Origin of the sequence: Streptomyces tricolor (assembly GCF_002155905.1) — a bacterium.
In the GTDB taxonomy this organism is placed as follows: Bacteria; Actinomycetota; Actinomycetes; order Streptomycetales; family Streptomycetaceae; genus Streptomyces; species Streptomyces tricolor.
Map to the genome: position 1 here is coordinate 1 of NZ_MUMF01000882.1, position 3,774 is coordinate 3,774.

General features: G+C 77.2%; 2 protein-coding genes. Both read left to right on the forward strand.

Annotated elements, in window-relative coordinates; all coding sequences use genetic code 11:
* The coding region (locus tag CCN44_RS41085) for an RICIN domain-containing protein (RefSeq protein ID WP_244204058.1) at nt 1-1,753 on the forward strand (1,753 nt) is incomplete at its 5' end.
* A 446-nt stretch (nt 1,754-2,199) separates the two neighbouring features.
* On the forward strand, nt 2,200-3,774 hold a 1,575-nt coding region (locus CCN44_RS41090; protein WP_208639939.1), incomplete at its 3' end, for a nitronate monooxygenase.

Genomic DNA, 3,774 nt, shown 5'->3' on the forward strand with positions numbered 1-3,774 from the left:
TGCAGGCCGTCTCGTCCGCGCCTGGGCCGCGGACGAGACGGCCTGCATCGCCCTGTCGGAATTGCGCAAAACCACCGGCGGTCGCGGGCTGCGCGCCACAAAGCCCGGACCACCGGAAAGCAGGCAGCTCGCCGCCCGCGCATTCCAGGCCCTTCCCAGCGCCTCGCAATGCCTTCTCTGGCACACCGAGGTCGAAGCCGAACCCATAAACATACCCGCTGGTCTGCTCGGTATCGACGCGGCCACCGCGACGGTCGCCCTGGCGCAGGCGCGCGAGCAATTCCGCGCCGGTTGCGTCCGCGCCCACCGCGAACTCGCGCCCACCAAGGAATGCCGGTTCCACAACCGGCTGCTGGACGTCCCCCTCCGCCGTGGCGGCGCCCTGCTGCCGGACGTCCGCCGGCACCTGACCGTCTGCGCCCACTGCCGGCACGCCGCCGAACAGCTCGGCCACTTCGACGGCGGCCTGCCCCTGCTGCTCGCCGAGACGGTGCTCGGCTGGGGCGCCCGCCGCTACCTCGACGCGCGGCCCGGCCGCGGCGCCCCCGCGGAGGAGCCGCCCCCTCCGCCGCCCTCGTCGGCGCCTGCCGCATCTGTCGCGTCCGGCGGGCGGCACCGCATGGGGCCGGAGCACCGCCACCGCAAGGCCGTCGCCCTCGGCGTGGGACTCGCCTCCTTCGCCCTGCTCGCCACCGTCCTCGTGGCCAGGAGCTGGTCCGATGACAACGGTGTCCCCGTTCCCGGAGCCACCTGGGGCGCCCCCGCCGGAGACACCACACGGCCGAACGGCTCCGGCGCCCGCCCCGCCGCCTCGCCCTCCGCCGCCTCCGCGGGCACACCCGTCGAGGTGGCCCACGGCGTCCTGCGGGGGCTGTCCTCCGGGCGCTGCCTGGACGTGCGCGGCGACCGCGTCGCGGCGGGCGCCGGGGTCCGGCTCGCCCCCTGCTCGGCCGCCGTCTCGCAGCAGTGGTCGTACCAGGACGACGGCCTGCTGCGCAGTGCCGCCGACCCCACCCTGTGCCTCGCCGCCGACCCCGGTACGAAACGCGTCGCGCTGGCGGGCTGTGCCGTACCCGCCGGGGAGGTGGCGTACGACTTCACGGTGAGCGGCGAGATCCTGCTGCGCCGGCACCCCGGTCTGGCGCTCGCACCGGAGTCCGGTGGTGCGGGCGCGCGGGTCGGGGTCGCGGAACGCGACGGCTCGGCCGGACACCGGTGGGCGCTGGAGCCGGCGGCGGTGGGCGGCCGACCGCGTGCCGGCACGGTGCCGGACGGGCGGGCGGAGCCGGACGCGCCGGAGGGGCGTGGTGGCTCCGAGGGGCGTGACGGGTCCGAGGAGCGTGACGGGACCGAGGGGGGTGCTGCGCCGGATGGGCGTGCGTCCGACGGGCGTGGTGCGCCCGAGGGGCGTGGCGCGCCGGGCGGGCGCGGCGGGTCCGGTGCCGGGCGGGCTCCCGGGCATACCGGGGACGGTGGCGCCCCGCGCGGGAAGCCGGGGCGTGCCGGCGAGGGCGCCGCGCGGCCGGACGCGCCGCCTGTCGCGCAGATCCGCGCCGCGGAGGCGGAGCGGCCGGCCGGGGGAGCCGGGGCCGAACGGGAGGCGGGTGGCCTCGTCGCACCGGTGGTCGACACGGTGACGCCGGTGGGCGACGGGGTGACGCCGGTGGTCGGCACGCTGACCTCGCCGGCCGTCGGGCACGGCACCGGCACGGGCGGTAGCGCGGCACAGGCCCTGCGGGAGGTGCTCGGCTGACGTGCGCGGGGGCCGCTCGGCGCACGGGCGGCCCCCTGCCCCCGGGCGGCGCAGGACCCTGCGCCGCCCTGGCCGTTTCCCGTCGGCCCGGTTCGAGCCACCGGGCCGACGTCATCCGGAATTTACAGAAGGCCGCCGATTGTCCCGGCGCGCGGCGCCGGGATGAGTGCGGGGTGAACCAGGTGGCCGGTTTGCCGGGTTCGCACTGGTGTGGCGTGCGCGACGGGGGCGGCTCCGCCTCCCTGCCCGTTCAGCGAATCGCTGGATTTACCGCCCCTTGCGGGGAATTCGGCGGGCTGGCCGAATCGGCGCCACCGCACGGGGAAAGGCTGCGGCGTTATTGACCCGCGAGTAATGACCTCGCTAGTTTCCGAGGCCCTCGCACCAGAGTGTCTCGCCGCGCATACCCCCCACCGTGCTGTCCCCGCCGATCGTGCCGGAGCATCATGACCTCCCCTGTGCGTGCCCACGACCTGATCCTGTGCCTCACCCCGTTCGGAGAGCCCGACGCCGCCTTGGCCGCCGCCGCCACCGCGGCCGGCGCGCTCGGCATCCTGGACCTGGGCACCGGTGACCGAAGATCCCGCGAGCAGCTGTCCCGGCTGAGAACGGCGTCCCCGGGCCCCTTCGGCGTCCGTGTGACCGGGCGCTGCACCCTCGCCCCCGCCGACCTCGGCGCCGCCGTCGACACCGTGGTCCTCACCCCGGACGCACCCTGGACGGCGGACGAACTCCCTGCCGAATCACGCGTGTTGACGGAGGTGACCGACCTCGGGCAGGCCCGTGCGGCCGTCCGTGCCGGCGCACGGGGGCTGATCGCCCGGGGCGCCGAGAGCGGCGGCCGGGTCGGCGAGCTGAGCACCTTCGTCCTGTTGCAACACCTCCTCGGAGACGAGGAGTTGAGCGGTATTCCCGTCTGGGCCTGCGGAGGCATCGGCCCGCGCACGGCCGCGGCAGCCGTGGCGGGCGGGGCGACCGGCGTCGTCCTCGACAGCCAACTCGCCCTGCTGGCCGAGTCGGAGCTGCCCGAGGCGGTCCGGGCGGTACTGCGGTCCCTGGACGGCTCCGAGACCGTGCTGCTGGGCGGCCACCGGGTCCTGCGGCGACGCGGCCCGGGCGCGCCGCAGCCGCCCGCCGACGACCCCGAAGCGGTCGCGGCCCTGCTGGGCGCCCGCGAGCCGCGCGGCCGACTGCTCCCGGTGGGCCAGGACGGCTTCCTCGCCGCCCGGTTCGCGGAGCGGTGGCGCGATGTGCGCGGGGTCGTACGCGGACTGTCGGCGGCGGTGCGTGAGGTGGCCGGGGCCGTGCAGACATCGCCGGGGGCGGTGGACGAGGTGGCCGGGGCTGCGTCGGCATCGCCGGGGGTGGCCGGGGCCGTGCCGCCGACACTGCCGGCGGCCAGGGCGCTGCGGCCCGGCTCGGCCATGAGCCGGGCGCTGGGTACCCGGCTGCCGGTCGCGCAGGGGCCCATGACACGGGTCAGCGACCAGGCCGGATTCGCCGCCGCCGTGGCCGAGGACGGGGCGTTGCCCTTCCTCGCGCTGGCCCTGGCCGGCGGCGAGCGGACCCGGGAGATGCTCACCGAGGCGCGGGCCGTGCTGGACGGCCGGCCCTGGGGCGTGGGCGTGCTCGGCTTCGCGCCCGAGGACATCCGCACCGCCCAGCTGGACGCCGTACGGGAGCTGCGGCCCACCCACGCGATCGTCGCGGGCGGCCGGCCCGCCCAGGCCGAGGCGCTGGAGCGGGCCGGGATCCGCACCTTCCTGCACGTGCCCTCGCCGGGGCTGCTGCGCCAGTTCCTGGACGCGGGCGTGCGCAGGTTCGTGTTCGAGGGGGCCGAGTGCGGCGGGCATGTCGGACCCCGCGCCTCCTTCCCCCTCTGGGAGGCCCAACTCGCCGTCCTGGAGGACTTCCTGGCCGACGCCGACGACGCCGACGAGACGGCGCGGCGGCTGGAGCTGTTCTTCGCGGGCGGCGTCCACGACGAGCGGTCGGCGGCCATGGCCGCCGCGCTCGCCGCC